Origin of the sequence: Pseudomonas sp. (assembly GCF_030698175.1) — a bacterium.
Classification (GTDB): Bacteria; Pseudomonadota; Gammaproteobacteria; order Pseudomonadales; family Pseudomonadaceae; genus Aquipseudomonas.
In genome coordinates this window covers 62,306-78,091 of sequence record NZ_JAUYNT010000010.1, presented here as the reverse complement: position 1 = coordinate 78,091, position 15,786 = coordinate 62,306, and the positions used below count along the sequence as shown (strand labels likewise).

Here is a 15,786-nt window from a genome sequence, read left to right as displayed (position 1 = left end):
GCGCACGGTAAGTGATTGATTTAGCAAAAGTTTGTCTGGTGAGAGTGTCTATGAAAGCAGGTCTGTACCATCCTGATGAGTTCAAGGATAACTGCGGCTTCGGCCTAATTGCCCATATGCAGGGCGAGGCTAGCCATCACCTGCTGCAGACAGCTATTGAAGCGCTGACCTGCATGACGCACCGCGGCGGTATTAACGCCGACGGTAAGACCGGTGACGGTTGCGGGCTGTTGATGCAGAAACCCGATATGTTTCTGCGCGCCATTGCCGTGCAAGAATTTTCTGTCGAGTTACCGGCGCAATATGCCGTCGGCATGGTCTTCCTCAATCAGGATGTGGCCAAGGCCGATGCTGCCCGCGAAAACATGAATCGCGAGATTCTGGCCGCCGGCTTGCAGCTCATTGGTTGGCGCAAAGTGCCAATCGATACTTCGGTACTCGGCCGTCTGGCATTAGAGCGCCTGCCACAAATTGAGCAGGTGTTCGTCGGCGGCGCCGGTCTCAGTGACCAAGAGTTTGCGATCAAGTTGTTCTGCGCCCGTCGGCGTTCGTCGGTGAGCAATGCTGCCGACACCGACCACTACATTTGCAGTTTCTCGGCCAAGACCATCATCTATAAAGGCTTGATGATGCCGGTCGACCTCGCCCAGTTCTTCCCGGACCTGGGTGATGCGCGCCTGCAAACCGGAATTTGCGTGTTCCACCAGCGCTTCTCCACCAACACCTTGCCGAAGTGGCCGCTGGCTCAGCCGTTCCGCTTCTTGGCGCACAACGGTGAAATCAACACCATCACCGGCAACCGTAACTGGGCGCAAGCCCGGCGCACCAAGTTCGCCAATGATCTGCTGCCTGATCTGGCCGAGTTGGGCCCGCTGGTTAACCGCGTGGGTTCGGATTCCTCGAGCATGGACAACATGCTCGAGTTGATGGTCACCGGTGGTATGGATCTGTTCCGTGGCATCCGCATGATCATTCCGCCAGCGTGGCAGAACGTCGAAACCATGGACGCCGACCTGCGCGCTTTCTACGAATACAACTCCATGCACATGGAGCCCTGGGATGGTCCGGCCGGCGTAGTGCTGACCGACGGTCGTTACGCCGTGTGCCTGCTCGACCGTAATGGTCTGCGGCCGGCGCGCTGGGTCACCACCAACAATGGCTACATCACCATCGCCTCCGAAATTGGCGTGTGGAACTATCAGCCCGAAGACGTGATTGCCAAAGGCCGTGTTGGGCCGGGTCAGGTCTTGGCCGTGGACACCGAAACCGGCCAAGTGCTACATACCGACGACATCGACAACCGCCTCAAGTCGCGTCACCCCTACAAGCAGTGGTTGCGCGGCAACGCCGTGCGCATTCAGGCCAGCCTGGATGACGAGCAGGGCGCGGCCAGCTATGACGCCGATCAGCTCAAGCAATACATGAAGATGTTCCAGGTCACCTTCGAAGAGCGTGATCAGGTGCTGCGCCCGCTCGCCGAGCAAGGCCAGGAGGCCGTCGGCTCGATGGGCGATGACACGCCGATGGCCGTCTTGTCGCAGCGCGTGCGTTCGACCTACGACTACTTCCGTCAGCAGTTTGCCCAGGTCACCAACCCGCCAATCGATCCGCTGCGCGAAGCCATAGTGATGTCGCTGGAGATTTGCCTCGGTGCCGAGCGCAATATTTTCGAAGAGTCGCCGGCCCACGGTAGCCGCGTGATTCTCAGCTCGCCGGTGATCTCGCCGGCCAAGTGGCAGGCGCTGATGAGTCTCAGCGCGCCGGGCTTTGAGCGGCAGGTTATCGACCTGAACTACGACGAAAGCCTCGGCCTGGAAGCCGCCGTGCGCAGCATTGCCGATCAGGCCGAAGAAGCGGTGCGGGCCGGCAAAACCTTGCTGGTACTGACTGATCGGCATATCGCCCCGGGCAAGTTGCCGGTGCATGCCTCGCTGGCTGTTGGCGCCGCCCACCACCGCCTGGTGGAAAAAGGCCTGCGTTGCGATTGCAATATCCTGATCGAAACCGCCACCGCTCGCGACCCCCATCACTTTGCCGTGTTGGTGGGTTTTGGTGCCTCTGCGGTCTATCCATTCCTGGCCTATGAAGTGCTGGCGGACCTGATCCGTACCGGCGAAGTTCTGGGCGATCTGGATGAAGTGTTCAAGCATTACCGCAAAGGCATCTCCAAGGGCCTGCTGAAGATCCTGTCGAAGATGGGCATCTCGACCATCGCCTCTTACCGTGGCGCCCAGCTGTTTGAAGCCGTGGGTCTGGCCGATGATGTGGTTGAGTTGAGCTTCCGTGGCGTTGCCAGCCGCCTCAAGGGCGCGCGCTTCGTCGATATCGAGGCCGAGCAAAAGCTGTTGGCCAAGGAAGCCTGGAACAACCGCAAGCCGATCCAGCAAGGCGGCCTGCTCAAGTTTGTCTACGGCGGCGAGTACCACGCCTACAACCCGGACGTGGTTAACACCCTGCAGGCGGCTGTGCAGCAAGGAAATTACGAGATTTTCAAGCAGTACACCACGCTGGTGGATACCCGTCCGGTGTCGATGCTGCGCGACCTGTTGCAAGTGAAGCTGGCCGAGCAGCCGTTGACGCTCGATCAGGTGGAGCCGGTGGCGGCGATTCTCAAGCGCTTCGATTCGGCCGGGATTTCCCTCGGTGCCTTGGCGCCAGAAGCCCATGAAGCCATCGCCGAGGCGATGAACCGCCTCGGTGCGCGCTCCAACTCCGGTGAGGGCGGTGAAGACCCGGTGCGTTACGGCACTGTGCGCAGCTCGAAGATCAAGCAGGTGGCCACTGGCCGTTTCGGCGTGACGCCGGAATACCTGGTTAACGCCGAAGTGCTGCAGATTAAAGTCGCCCAGGGCGCCAAGCCCGGTGAGGGTGGCCAGTTGCCGGGCGGCAAGGTCAACGGTCTGATCGCACGGCTGCGTTATGCAGTGCCGGGCGTGACCCTGATTTCACCGCCGCCGCACCACGACATTTACTCGATTGAAGACTTATCGCAGCTGATTTTCGACCTTAAACAGGTCAATCCGCAGGCGTTGGTTTCGGTCAAATTGGTGGCGGAAGCCGGCGTTGGTACGATCGCCGCCGGGGTGGCCAAGGCCTATGCGGACTTGATCACCATCTCCGGTTACGACGGTGGCACCGGCGCTTCGCCGCTGAGTTCGATCAAGTATGCCGGCGCGCCTTGGGAGCTCGGCCTGGCCGAAACCCACCAAACCCTGCGCGGCAATGACCTGCGCGGCAAGGTGCGGGTGCAGACTGACGGCGGCCTGAAAACCGGTCTCGACGTGATCAAGGCGGCAATCCTCGGCGCCGAGAGCTTCGGCTTCGGCACCGCGCCGATGATCGCTCTGGGCTGTAAGTACCTGCGCATTTGTCACCTGAACAACTGCGCCACCGGCGTGGCCACCCAGAACGAGCAGCTGCGCAAAGATCACTTCATCGGTACCGTCGAGATGGTGATGAACTTCTTCACCTTCTTGGCCGAAGAGACCCGTGAGTGGCTGGCCAAGTTGGGCGTGCGCAGCCTCGAAGAGCTGATCGGCCGTACCGATTTGCTCAACATGCTGCCGGGCGAAACCGACAAGCAGCAACACCTGGATCTGACGCCGTTGCTGGGCAGCGACCATATTCCGGCCGACAAGCCACAGTTCTGCCAGGTTGAAAACAACCCGCCGTTCGATCTGGGCTTGCTCGCCGAAGAAATGGTCAAGTTGGCCCGTCCGGCTATCGACGGCCTGGCCGGTGCCGAGTTCGCGCTGAATATCTGCAACTGCGACCGTTCCATTGGTGCCCGCGTGTCCGGTGAAATCGCCCGATTGCATGGCAACCAGGGCATGGCCAAGGCGCCGATCACCTTCCGCTTCAAGGGCACGGCCGGGCAGAGCTTTGGCGTGTGGAACGCCGGTGGCCTGAACATGTACCTGGAAGGCGATGCCAACGACTACGTAGGCAAAGGCATGACTGGCGGTAAGCTGGTGATAGTGCCGCCGATTGGCAGCCCGTTCAAAACCCAGGACAGCGCCATCATCGGCAACACTTGCCTGTATGGCGCCACCGGCGGCAAGTTGTTCGCCGTGGGTACCGCGGGTGAGCGTTTCGCCGTGCGTAACTCCGGTGCTCACACCGTGGTTGAAGGCACCGGCGATCATTGCTGCGAATACATGACCGGTGGTTTCGTCTGCGTACTGGGCAAAACCGGCTACAACTTCGGCTCGGGCATGACCGGTGGTTTCGCCTACGTGCTGGACCTAGACAACAGCTTTGTTGACCGCGTGAACCATGAGTTGGTGGAAATGCAGCGGATTAACAACGAGGCCACGGAAGCCCATCGCAGTCATCTGCAGCGTGTGCTGACCGAGTATGTGCGCGAGACTGACAGCGCCTGGGGTCGTAACCTGCTGGAGAACCTGGACGATTACGTGCGTAAGTTCTGGCTGGTTAAACCTAAGGCCGCAAGCCTGGGCTCCTTGCTCTCGAGCACCCGAGCTAACCCGCAATGATTAGTGTGAAGTGGGCAGTGGGTGAGTTGGGAAGTGGCGGTGCGGCAAATAATGTTGCCATAACGCCCTACTTCCCACTCCCAGCTCCCTACTCCCCAGCCGTAATGAGGTTTTGTTCATGACTGAACGTCTAAATAACGACTTCCAGTTCATCGAAGTCGGGCGCGCGGATCCTAAAAAGAAGCTGCTGCGCCAGCGTAAAAAGGAGTTCGTGGAAATCTACGAACCCTTCAAGCCGGCGCAAGCGGCCGATCAGGCGCATCGCTGCCTGGGCTGCGGTAACCCGTATTGCGAGTGGAAGTGCCCGGTGCACAACTACATTCCCAACTGGCTCAAGCTGGTGTCGGAAGGCAATATCCTGGCCGCCGCCGAACTGGCGCATCAGACCAATACCTTGCCGGAAGTCTGCGGCCGCGTCTGTCCGCAAGACCGTCTGTGCGAGGGCGCTTGCACCCTGAATGACGGTTTTGGCGCCGTGACCATCGGCTCGGTGGAGAAGTACATCACCGATACCGCCTTCGCCATGGGTTGGCGTCCAGATATGTCCAAGGTCAAGTCGACTGGCAAGAAGGTCGCGATCATTGGTGCCGGGCCTGCGGGCTTGGGTTGCGCCGATGTCTTGGTGCGCAATGGCGTCAAACCTGTGGTGTTCGACAAGAACCCCGAGATCGGCGGCTTGCTGACCTTTGGTATCCCAGAATTCAAGCTGGAAAAAACCGTACTGAGTAATCGCCGTGAAGTCTTCACCGGCATGGGTATCGAGTTTCGCCTGAATACCGAAGTCGGCAAGGACGTGACCGTTGAGCAATTGCTCGCCGACTACGATGCCGTATTTATGGGCATGGGCACCTACACCTATATGAAGGGCGGCTTCCCTGGTGAAGATTTGCCGGGCGTGCATGACGCGCTGGATTATCTGGTGGCCAACGTCAACCGCAACCTCGGCTTCGAAAAATCTGCCGCCGATTTTGTCGACATGAAGGGCAAGAAGATCGTGGTGCTCGGTGGTGGCGATACCGCCATGGACTGCAACCGCACCGCGATTCGTCAGGGCGCCAAGGCGGTCACCTGCGCCTATCGCCGCGATGAAGAAAACATGCCCGGCTCGCGCAAAGAGGTTAAGAACGCCAAGGAAGAGGGCGTTAAGTTCCTCTACAACCGCCAGCCCATCGCCATCGTTGGCGAAGACAAAGTTGAAGGTGTGAAAGTCGTCGAGACTCGTCTCGGCGAGCCAGATGCCCGTGGCCGTCGCAGCCCTGAGCCGATTCCGGGCTCCGAGCAAATCATCCCGGCCGATGCGGTGGTGATTGCCTTTGGTTTCCGGCCAAGCCCGGCGCCATGGTTCGAGCAGTTTGAAATCCAGATCGACAGCCAAGGTCGAGTGATTGCACCCGAGCAAGGCCCGTTCAAGCATCAAACCAGTAACCCGAAAATTTTCGCCGGTGGCGATATGGTGCGCGGTTCTGACTTGGTGGTGACGGCGATTTTCGAGGGTAGGCAGGCGGCCGAAGGCATCCTCGACTATCTGGAAATCTAAGCTGCTGCGGGCTTCGCACGTGATGCTGCGTTGCGCCTTGTGACCCACATGGATGTGGGGAATGCAGCTGGCCCGTAGGAGCGGGCGTCGCACTGACCTTCGCTCGCGACGCTTAGCGCAAGGCTCGACTGCAGACGCTTGATGGGTATCGCTTCGCTCAACCCATCCTACGGCTGACCTGAGTCAACTCGATAGATAAAAGGCACGGCACTCGCCGTGCCTTTTGTTTTGCGCTTTGCGACAATAGCCATACCTTTATCCCGGATGCTGTTATGACTGTCCTGAAGAACGACCGTTTCCTGCGTGCCTTGCTCAAGCAACCTGTGGATGTCACCCCGGTGTGGATGATGCGCCAGGCCGGTCGTTACTTGCCGGAGTACCGCGCCAGCCGCGCCAAGGCCGGCAACTTTATGGGGCTGATGCAGAACCCAGAATTTGCCTGCGAAGTCACCCTGCAGCCGCTGGACCGCTATCCGCAGCTGGACGCCGCGATTCTGTTCTCCGACATCCTGACCATCCCGGATGCCATGGGCCAAGGCCTGTATTTTGAGACCGGCGAAGGCCCGCGCTTCAAAAAAGTCATCAGCTGCCTGGCCGATGTCGAGGCGCTGCCGATTCCCGATCCCGAGCAAGACTTGGGTTATGTGATGGACGCCGTGCGCACCATCCGCAGCGCCTTGAATGGCCGGGTGCCGCTGATTGGCTTTTCCGGCAGTCCCTGGACCCTGGCGACCTATATGGTCGAAGGCGGTTCTTCTAAAGATTTTCGTAAATCTAAAGCCATGCTCTACGACGAACCGCAAACCATGCACCTGTTGCTCGACAAGCTCGCCCAATCGGTCACCAGCTACCTGAATGGGCAGATTCTGGCCGGTGCGCAAGCGGTGCAGATCTTCGATACCTGGGGCGGCAACTTGTCGGCGGCGGCTTACCAAGAGTTCTCGCTGGCCTATATGAACAAAATCGTCAGCGGCCTGATCCGCGAGCACGACGGTCGCAAGGTGCCGGTGATCTTGTTCACCAAAAACGGCGGGCTGTGGCTGGAGTCGATTGCCGACAGCGGCGCCGATGCCTTGGGTCTGGATTGGAGTTGCGATCTGGGCGATGCCCGGCGCCGGGTTGGCGGCCGCGTGGCGCTGCAAGGCAACATGGACCCCACCGTGCTCTACGCCAAGCCCGCAGCGATTCGCGCCGAAGTAGCGCGCATCCTGGCCAGCTACGGCAAAGGCAGCGGCCATGTGTTCAACCTTGGCCACGGCATCACCCCAGAAGTCGACCCGGCCCACGCCGGCACCTTTATGGAAGCGGTGCATGAGTATTCGGCGCAGTACCACCAAGCGTCCTGATTGACCCTCGGTACCTGCGGTATTAAGGCCCGCTAACGGTCTTAATACCTCGCCCTCGCTGCGCGCATTGCTTAGAATCGGGGCTACTCGATGACTCAGGGAGGTGTGGCATGCGGCGCGTGGTGTTTAATCAGAAAGGCGGCGTGGGTAAATCCAGCATTGCGTGCAACCTCGCGGCGGTGAGCGCCTCGCAGGGCTATCGCACGCTGTTGATCGACCTCGATGCACAGGCCAACTCGACCCATTACCTGACCGGGCTGACCGGCGACGACGTGCCCAAGGGCATCGCCGAGTTCTTCAAGCAGAGCCTCACGTCCGGCCTGCTGTCGAAGAAGGGCCAGGTCGATATCTATGAAACTCCCTTCGAAAACCTGCATGTGGTCACGGCTTCGGCTGAGTTGGCCGATTTGCAGCCCAAGCTTGAGTCCAAACACAAGATCAACAAACTGCGCAAACTGCTCGATGACCTGTCGGAAGATTACGACCGGATCTACCTCGACACGCCGCCAGCGCTGAACTTCTACACGGTGTCGGCGATGATTGCCGCCGATCGCTGCCTGATCCCTTTTGACTGCGACAGCTTCTCGCGTCAGGCGCTGTACAGCCTGCTGCGCGAGATCGAAGAGATCAAAGAGGATCACAACGAAGACCTGGAAGTGGAGGGCATAGTCGTCAACCAGTTCCAGCCGCGGGCAACGTTGCCGCAGCAGTTGCTCGACGAGTTGCTGGCCGAAGACTTACCGGTGTTGCCGGTGTATCTGACCAGTTCGGTGAAGATGCGCGAATCCCATCAGGCCTGCACACCGCTGATCTTCCTCGAACCCAAGCACAAACTCACTCAGCAGTTTGTCGAGCTCTACCACCTGCTGGAAAACAGCTACGCCTGACCCCCTGGGTGAACCCTGCTGCGCTCGGTTAGCCGCTCTCTAAGCGGCTGGCCGGCCCAGGCTTTGCGTTAGCGCACCAGCAACACGTCGCAGGGCGCTTTGTTCAGGTAGTGCTGAGCCAGGCTGCCGAGCAAGGCTTGCGCCAGTATCCCGCGATTGTGCCGGCCGAGGGCCAGCAGTTGCGGCCGGCGCTTGGCGATTAGCGCATCAAGGCTGGCCGATAGCGTGCCGGGCATGACTTCGTGCTTTAACTGCGGGCCAGCTTTGGGCAAACGACTGGACTCGTCGGCAATCAACTGCTCAATCAGTAGCCGTTGCATACTCAGGCGTTCTTCGGCATCGCGTTTGGCTAAGCGGCTGCTGGTCGAGAATATATTCAGCGCCAACAGCTCGGCGCTGCTCGGCAGCAGTTGATAGGCATGCTGCAAGGCGTTGCAGGCACACAAAGAAAAATCTATCGCCACCACGCCTTGCTGGTAAGGCTGGCCGTCTTCATTGACGGCCAGCAGCACCGGCACCGTGCTTAAACGGGCGAGGCGGTCGAGGTTGGTGCCGCTGAACAGTTCGGGCTGATTTTTGTGGTGCGCGCCGAGTACCAACAGATCTACATTTTCCTCGTTGAGCAGTTTGAGGATGATCTCGTTCGGCTTGCCCTGCTCAAGGCGCACATCGGCCTCGCAGTGGTTGAAGCTGGCCAGACGCCCCAGCACCTGTTCGGCGGCGGTGCGCAGGCTGGCCAATTCACTGGCGGACTGCGGGGTTTCAACCACGTGTAGCAGCGTCAGTCGGGCCTTGTGTTGGTTGGCCAATTGCGCGGCCCGGCGCAGCGCCACGTCGGCTTGATGACTGAGGTCGTGAGCAATCAAGATGTGCTTGAACAAAATAGGTTCCTCCGTGAGACGTGGCAGTTTGGCTGAAGTTACGCACGCCACCTTGATCCAAGGCAACCCTCAATAGTCAGTTATTGCCATCGTTGGTAGAGCCCTTGGCATGCGCACCCTTGAGCCTGATCCAAGGCAACCTCAATAGTCAGTTATTGCCATCGTTGGTAGAGCCCTTGGCATGCGCACCCTTGAGCCTGATCCAGGCAGCCCTCAATAGTCAGTTGCTGTTGCAGATTATTGCAGCGGCGGCCTGTTTGTGGACTGAGTGCCGGCCGCCGGGTTAACGCACCACTAGCACATCGCACGGCGCCTTGTGCAGGTAGTGTTGCGCCAAGCTGCCCAGCAGCGCTTGCGACAAGGCGCCGCGACCATGGCAGCCGAGCACCAGTAGTTGCGGCTGATAGCTGTTGATGGCGGCCTGCAGCTCACTCGGCATGTTGCCCGGCTGCACCGAGTGACTGAGTGTCGGGCCGGTGGCCGGCAGGTTGCGGGTTTCGTCGAGCAATAACTGCTCGAACAACAAGCGCTGGGTGCTCAGTAGCTCATCGACCTCGGCCGCGTTACCGCGCGGTGTTTCCAGCACATGCAGGGCATGCAGCTCCGCCTGCGCCGGCAGTAGGCGATAGACATGGGCGAAAGCGGCGCAGGCGCACAGCGAGAAATTCAGTGCCGCCAGGGCGCGCTGGTAAGGCTGGTCGTCATCGATTGAGGCCAGCAGCAGCGGGATATGGCAGCCCTGGGCGATGCGGTCCAGGGTGGTGCCGCTGAAGAATTCGTGGCGCTGATGGTGGGCGCCGAGCACCAGTAAGTCGGCCTGCAGCTCATCGATCTGGCTCAGTATCACGTCTGCCGCGCGCCCCTGGCGCAAACGCAGTTGACTGCCGGTGGGGGCGAAACGGCTCAGGCTGCTATCGAGCAATTGTTCGGCGCGCTCGCGCTCGGCGTCTGGCTGCGCCTGTTCGCTGACATGCAGCAGAGTCAGTTGGGCATTATGTTGGCGTGCCAGTTGCGCGGCGCGGCGCAGGGCGAGGTCGGCGGTACTGCGTAAATCATGGGCAACTAAAATATGGTTGATGGCCATGGCGTAACTCCGGTAGATGGGTTACCGACTCAATTGTGCAAGCCTAACCTCTACCCAATAGCCCCCATTCGCCCGATGAGCAAGGTCATCCGTCAGTGCTTGCGCAATTGATAGAGTCCGCGGCTGAGGGCGACTACTTCGCCACTGGCATCGGTGAGTTCCAGCTCCAGCAGATAGTCGGCTTTACCCTGGATTTGCGCCTCGCTTTGCAGCTGTTCGATCTGCTCGGCACTCATGCGCGCCTCGACGTAAATGTCGCCCGTGGCCGGGCGGCGAAACCGCAGGTTCATTTCTTTGACTATTGGATAGAAGCGCGTCACGTCGAAACTGGTCATAAACAAGGCGCCACCGGGGATCTCCGCCAAGGTAAACAGGGCGCCGGCGTACATGCTGCCAAGGTGATTTTGATTGCCGGCCAGCGGCATTTGCAGGCGGACAAACCCCGGCTCGAGCACCAGGGCCTTGAGGTTGCTGCGCTTAACAAAGGCGATCTGCTCTTCGGTGAGTTGCCTGGCGATTTCTACTGGGAGTGGCATGTCGTGCTCCTGCGGGTAAGTGCCCCCCAGCCTAGCCGCGCTGGCGGCAGGAACAATGACCGTGCCGCTCGCCGGGGCTGACGCAAATGCTCAAATCCCCTGCTGGCGTAACCAGGCCAGCAGCTGTGGTAAGGCCATGGCGCCGCTTTGGCGGGTTTGCTCCTGGCCATTCTTGAACAGCAACAAACTGGGAATTGAGCGAATGCCGAGCTGCGCCGACAGCTGTTGGTGGGCTTCACTGTCGAGCTTGGCCAGCCGGCAACGACCGAGCAGCGTGCCGGCCGCCTGTTGGAAGGTCGGCGCAAAGGCTTGGCAGGGTCCGCACCAACTGGCCCAGACATCCACCAGCAACGGCAGATCGCCCTTGGTCTGGCTGGCGAAGTTGCTCTGGCTCAGCTCGAACGGTTGACTGAGCAGTAATGGTTTTTTGCAGCGGCCACAGCGCGGCGTATCGGCCATACGTTCGCCGGGGATGCGATTGAGGCCATTGCAGTGCGGGCAGGGAATCGTCAGTGAGGTGGACATGCATGACTCCAGATAGGGTTAACAACTATCTGGAGTCTTTGTGGCGGATATCAAGTCAGCCCTCAGCGGCGACCAGCGACTGACTGAGGTCGGCCAGGATGTCGTCGATATGCTCGATGCCGATCGACAAGCGGATCATGTCCTGACTGACGCCGGCCTTGGCCAGCTCCTCTTCATTCAATTGCCGATGAGTAGTCGAGGCCGGGTGGCAGGCCAGCGACTTGGCGTCGCCGATATTCACCAGGCGCACCACCAGTTGCAAGGCGTCGATAAAGCGCGCACCGGCCGCCTCGCCGCCTTTAATGCCAAAGGTGAGGATGCCGGCCGGGGCACCGCTGGTGAAGCGCTGGGCCAGTTCATGTTCGGGATGATCGGCTAACCCTGCGTATTTCACCCAGGCCACTTGCGGGTGGTTTTGCAGGTAGGTGGCCACCTTCAGGGCGTTCTCGCAATGGCGTTCCATGCGCAGGGCCAGGGTTTCCAGCCCCTGCAAAATCAGGAAGGCGTTAAACGGTGACAGCGCGGCGCCCATGTTGCGCAGCGGCACTACCCGGCAGCGACCGATAAAGGCCGCCGGGCCAAAGGCTTCGGTGTAGGTGACGCCGTGGTAGGACGGGTCCGGGGTGTTCAGCAGCGGGAAGCGCTCTTTATGCTCGGCCCAGGGGAAGGCGCCCGAGTCGACCACTATGCCGCCGATGCTGGTGCCGTGGCCGCCCATGTATTTGGTCAGCGAGTGCACGACTATGTCGGCACCGTGCTCGAACGGCCGGCAGAGAATCGGCGTGGCTACCGTGTTGTCGACGATCAGCGGCACGCCATGGCGGTGGGCGGCTTCGGCCAACGCTTTGAGGTCGACGATATTGCCGGCCGGGTTGCCGATGGACTCGCAGAACACCGCCTTGGTGCGGCTGTCGATCAGCGCTTCGAGGCCGGCGATGTCGTCGTGGCTGGCGAAGCGCACTTCGATGCCCGAGCGCGGCAAGGTGTGGGCGAACAGGTTGTAAGTGCCGCCATACAGCTTGGCCACCGAGACGATGTTGTCGCCGACTTCGGCAATGGTCTGGATCGCATAGGTGATGGCCGCCATGCCGCTGGCCACGGCCAGGGCGCCGACGCCGCCTTCCAGCGCCGCAACGCGTTGTTCCAGCACGTCGTTGGTGGGGTTCATGATCCGCGAATAGATATTGCCCGGCACCTTGAGGTCGAACAGATCGGCGCCGTGCTGGGTACTGTCGAAGGCGAACGAGCTGGTCTGATAAATTGGCACAGCGACTGCCTTGGTGGTCGGGTCAGGGCTGTAACCGGCGTGGATGGCCAGGGTTTCCAGTTTCATGGGGGCGTTCCTTCGGGGCAGTTAAGAGGGCCCCAGCATCGGCAAAACGGTCAACTTGGTCAATGACTTGGGACAGGAGAGTGGTCGCCGGCGGGAGGCTCAAACCAGGCTGCTGTAGATGTTGTAGGCGCTGATCAGGGTGATCAGGCAACCGACTATGGTCAGCAGTGCGCGTGCCGGCAGCTTCTTGCACAGCAGGGCGGCGAAGGGGGCGGCGAACAGCCCGCCGAGCACCAGACCGGCGACCAGGGTCCAGGTGTCCGGCTGGCCGGCCAGCATGATGAAGGCGGTGGCGCTGGAGATAGTCAGGAAGAACTCGGCGAAATTCACCGAGCCTATGGTGGTGCGCGGATCGCTGCCCGAGCCGATCAGGCTGCTGGTGACCACCGGGCCCCAGCCACCGCCGCCGGCGGCATCGACGAAGCCGCCGAACAGCGCCAGCTTGGCCACATGCTTGGGCTGCTTGCGCTTGACCACATGGCGATAGGCCTTGCTGAGGATATACAGGCCCATCAGCAGCAGGTAGGCGGAAATGATCGGCTTGAGCGCCTTGCCATCGATCTGGGTGATCAGCACCGCGCCCAGCACCGCACCGATGATGCCGGGTAGCAGCAGACGCAGGAACAGCGACTTATTGACGTTGCCCAGCTTGACGTGGGAAATCCCCGACAGGCCGGTGGTGAACACCTCGGCGATATGCACGCTGGCGCTGGCGGCAGCCGGGGAGGCGCCGGCGCTGAGCAGGAAAGTGGTGGCGGTGACGCCGTAGGCCATGCCCAGTGCGCCGTCGATGGCCTGGGCGAGGAAGCCCACGGCCAGCGCGCTCCAGAAGGTCGGACTGTGCAGCGTGGTCTCGATGATTTGCAGGCCGCTGCTGCCGCTGCCGTTGAAGAACAGGCGCCAGGCGAGGAACAGCAACAGGCTGGCCAGGGTCAGGATGGCTATCCACATGGCCGCGCGCAGTACCGGGTGGTCGTCCGGGTGGCTAACAAAATCTTCCACCGGTGGCAGCCCGAGCGCCTGGTGTTCGGCATTCAGTGGGCTTGGGCTGAGATCGAGATCGCGAATTTTCATCTAAAGCGGCCTGGGAAGTGGGAGTTGAGCGGGCAGGCGGGCAAAGATAAGCGGCTTTGCTTATGCCGTCTAAGAATGTTTATGAGGGTTTATATGCCTTTTTTGTTTGGCAGATCGGCTGTACCTGCCAATCCGCGCGCGGCTGTTACTGGTCGCCACAGCCGCAGCAACCTAGCCTGTTGGTTTCGCGGAGGGGCTGGTTATGCGTTATCTCGGTGTACTGGGCGGCATGAGTTGGGAGTCCACGGCCAGCTACTATCGCCTGCTCAATCAGGGCGTGCGTGAGCGCCTGGGTGGCCTGCATTCGGCACCGTTGCTGCTGCATTCGGTGGATTTTGCCGGCATTGCGGCGTTGCAGAAGGCCGGCGCTTGGGATGCGGCGGCTGAGCAACTAGTGGTCGCGGCGCAGGGTTTGCAACAGGCCGGGGCCACGGCTTTGCTGTTGGCGACTAACACCATGCACAAGGTCGCGCCGGCGCTGGAAGCGGCGCTGAGCATTCCGTTGCTGCATATCGGCGATGCGGTCGGCCAGGCCTTGCAGCAAGCGGGAGTCCGCCGCGCGGCACTGCTCGGCACGCGCTTTACCATGCAGGAGAACTTCTACCGCCTGCGCCTTGAACGCTTCGGTATTCAGGTGTTGGTGCCGGAGCCGGCGGCCATGGCCGAGATCGACCGGGTTATCTTTGCCGAACTCTGCTGCGGGCAATTCACCGATGCCTCGCGCGTGTTCTATCTGCAACAGCTGCAAGCCCTGCAGGCGCAAGGAGCCGAGGCGGCGATCTTGGGTTGCACCGAAATCGGCTTGTTGCTCGATGGTTGCAGTCCGCCCCTGCCTTTGTTTGATAGCGCCGAACTGCATGTGGCCATGGGGCTGGAGTGGCTGCTGATGCCTTGAGACTTCGCGGCAGACAGCTGTCGGTGCTGACCTAGTTGGCCTGCTAGAGCCGAGCCAGGTTAGCCGCTCAGGGCGGGCGGATGCGACAAGAACAGGGTGGTCTTGCGCCACCTTTTTTAGGGGCTGGCAGAGCCATCGTTCGAGAGCTGGTACTTGCGCTGTAACTCGCGCAGCTCACCCGCAGCGGTGACCTTCTGCAGCCCGAGGCGCAACGCCTGCAGCCAGGCGCCCGCGCGAATATCCGCTTTGGCAAAACCGATGGTCAGCGGCAATGGCTGCTCGAGGCAGCCGGCGAGGCGAATCTTGTTGCTCACCCCCAATGCGCTGCTTAAGTGCTGTATGACCGTCGCATGTTCCAGCAATACCGGAAAGCGCCTGCCGAGAAGTCTTTGCAGGTTATTGCTACTGGCTTTTTCACCGTATGAAAAGCTAATCGTCGAGTGATTGTTCTGATTGTTCAGGATGTACGCATCCATGGGGCCATCGTCGTAGCCGTAGTCAGGGATCACCCCGAGTTGTATTGAGCGCAGCGAGTCGAGCCCCAGGTAAGACCAGTTCTCGTCGGTGCGGGTGTAGAAACAGGCGCGGGAGTACGCCAGTGGTGCACTAAGGCGCAACCTTGCATCTATGGGGGGGGCATATACGCCTTCCACCTTGCCATTCTCGGTCGACGCTATGGCGCGACTGAGCGGCAGCAGCAGAGGTTCGACGCGGTAACCCTGGGACGCCATGGCTCGACTAACCAGCTCAACCAGAAAACCGCCAGTCAGTTGATGTTCTGCTGCGCAGACATAAGGGCACCAGTCGTCCGAGGCGATACGCAGCTGCTCGGCGGCCTGTGTCTGGGGCGAGAACCCCCCAGGGATCAGCAGTAGGGCGGCGGCCATGTCACGAACGCCTGCGCTGTTCATTGGAACTCCTTGTTTGGCCGGGGAGGCAGTGCTTGGCACGCCACAGCTAAGTGCCACCGAGATTATGGGGCTCGTTGGGTTGCCTCGGGTTTTGTGCTGAGGCGGGCGGATTAACCTCGGTCAGCGGTGTGGCGCTGCCCCAGTGATCCGCGTACCGCTGGGCAAATTGTAGCTGGCCTCAAGGGCATGCCGCCGCACAAGGCCAAAGTTCCAGGGTAAGTGACCTGTAGATTGGTTGCCTGGTTCGAGGTGCACTGCGCCTTAAGGGCTGAGCTTGCGGT

The 15,786-nt window shown here is 60.7% G+C and carries 12 protein-coding genes; 5 read left to right on the top strand and 7 right to left on the bottom strand.

The genetic code is table 11. The features are described 5' to 3' along the window. The first annotated feature begins 50 nt into the window (after positions 1 to 50). From gltB to Q8R10_RS04725, 4 genes are all read left to right on the top strand, one after another. A complete protein-coding gene (gene gltB, locus Q8R10_RS04740; protein ID WP_305651497.1) occupies positions 51 to 4,496 on the top strand; it encodes a glutamate synthase large subunit in 4,446 nt (1,481 codons plus the stop codon). 118 nt (positions 4,497 to 4,614) lie between these two features. After that, positions 4,615 to 6,033, top strand: a complete 1,419-nt coding sequence (locus Q8R10_RS04735) for an FAD-dependent oxidoreductase (RefSeq protein WP_305651496.1) — start codon at positions 4,615 to 4,617, stop codon at positions 6,031 to 6,033. A gap of 272 nt (positions 6,034 to 6,305) precedes the next feature. Beyond that, positions 6,306 to 7,379, top strand: a complete 1,074-nt coding sequence (hemE, locus tag Q8R10_RS04730; RefSeq protein ID WP_305651494.1) for a uroporphyrinogen decarboxylase — start codon at positions 6,306 to 6,308, stop codon at positions 7,377 to 7,379. Between the two features lie 110 nt (positions 7,380 to 7,489). Further along, positions 7,490 to 8,266 (top strand): ParA family protein, encoded by a 777-nt coding sequence (locus Q8R10_RS04725; protein WP_305651492.1) that lies wholly within the window; start codon positions 7,490 to 7,492, stop codon positions 8,264 to 8,266. Positions 8,267 to 8,334: 68 nt separating this feature from the next. Here Q8R10_RS04725 and Q8R10_RS04720 read toward each other — a convergent pair whose 3' ends face one another. The 6 genes from Q8R10_RS04720 to Q8R10_RS04695 form a co-directional block, all read right to left on the bottom strand. Then, positions 8,335 to 9,147 carry a universal stress protein gene (locus Q8R10_RS04720; protein WP_305651490.1) on the bottom strand — a complete coding sequence of 271 codons (813 nt, stop codon included), beginning with the start codon at positions 9,145 to 9,147 and terminating at the stop codon, positions 8,335 to 8,337. A gap of 283 nt (positions 9,148 to 9,430) precedes the next feature. Next, the gene (locus tag Q8R10_RS04715; protein WP_305651488.1) at positions 9,431 to 10,231 is read right to left on the bottom strand and encodes a universal stress protein; all 801 of its coding nucleotides are present in this window, start codon (positions 10,229 to 10,231) and stop codon (positions 9,431 to 9,433) included. A 92-nt stretch (positions 10,232 to 10,323) separates the two neighbouring features. Further along, complete coding sequence (locus Q8R10_RS04710) at positions 10,324 to 10,767, bottom strand: YiiD C-terminal domain-containing protein (RefSeq protein ID WP_305651486.1); 444 nt, start codon at positions 10,765 to 10,767, stop codon at positions 10,324 to 10,326. A gap of 90 nt (positions 10,768 to 10,857) precedes the next feature. Continuing rightward, entirely contained in the window at positions 10,858 to 11,292 is a 435-nt protein-coding gene (gene trxC, locus Q8R10_RS04705; protein WP_305651484.1) for a thioredoxin TrxC, read from the bottom strand. A 55-nt stretch (positions 11,293 to 11,347) separates the two neighbouring features. Further along, positions 11,348 to 12,625 (bottom strand): bifunctional O-acetylhomoserine aminocarboxypropyltransferase/cysteine synthase, encoded by a 1,278-nt coding sequence (locus Q8R10_RS04700; protein ID WP_305651482.1) that lies wholly within the window; start codon positions 12,623 to 12,625, stop codon positions 11,348 to 11,350. A gap of 99 nt (positions 12,626 to 12,724) precedes the next feature. Continuing rightward, the gene (locus Q8R10_RS04695) at positions 12,725 to 13,699 is read right to left on the bottom strand and encodes a sulfite exporter TauE/SafE family protein (RefSeq protein ID WP_305651480.1); all 975 of its coding nucleotides are present in this window, start codon (positions 13,697 to 13,699) and stop codon (positions 12,725 to 12,727) included. A 202-nt stretch (positions 13,700 to 13,901) separates the two neighbouring features. Here Q8R10_RS04695 and Q8R10_RS04690 point away from each other — a divergent pair, with 202 nt between their 5' ends. After that, complete coding sequence (locus tag Q8R10_RS04690; RefSeq protein ID WP_305651478.1) at positions 13,902 to 14,594, top strand: aspartate/glutamate racemase family protein; 693 nt, start codon at positions 13,902 to 13,904, stop codon at positions 14,592 to 14,594. 116 nt (positions 14,595 to 14,710) lie between these two features. On the opposite strand, the gene Q8R10_RS04685 is transcribed toward Q8R10_RS04690, so the two are convergent. Beyond that, positions 14,711 to 15,505: an ABC transporter substrate-binding protein gene (locus Q8R10_RS04685; protein WP_305651476.1), complete on the bottom strand. Its 795-nt coding sequence runs from the start codon at positions 15,503 to 15,505 to the stop codon at positions 14,711 to 14,713. Between the last annotated feature and the right edge of the window lie 281 nt (positions 15,506 to 15,786).